Raw genomic sequence first — 381 nt, forward strand, 5'->3', positions numbered from 1 at the left:
GAGGGCGGGCAGGGGGCCGGGCGGGCGCCGGGCCGAGCGCAGGCGGACGATGGCATCGCCCCGCGGCGCGATCACCAGAGGCGCGATCACCAGGGTCGCCGGGGCGCCGGGGGCGAGGGGCGCGGCCCCGCGCACCAGGTCTTCGGGGACGCGGAGCGTCGGGCCGAGGGGAATGGCGCCGTCGAGGAAGGGGGTGCGCAGCGCCCGGGCGAGCGCCCGGTAATACGCCTCCTCGCCGAGGAGCCCCGCCCCCAGGAGGGCGGTGGCGGCGACCGTGCCGCTCGCCGCCGCGAGGCGCACCGCCTCGACGAGGAGCGCCGGGGCGACCCCCTGGGCGGCGAGGAAATCGATCTCCGGGGGCAGGGCGACGGCCCCGGACCA

1 pseudogene is annotated in these 381 nt (G+C 80.6%); it reads right to left on the reverse strand.

Annotated features, from left to right (window positions below):
- Positions 1-381, reverse strand: a pseudogene (locus tag ACLBXP_RS25305) (glycosyl transferase); the annotation flags it as partial.

This window comes from Methylobacterium sp. A54F, from assembly GCF_053346035.1.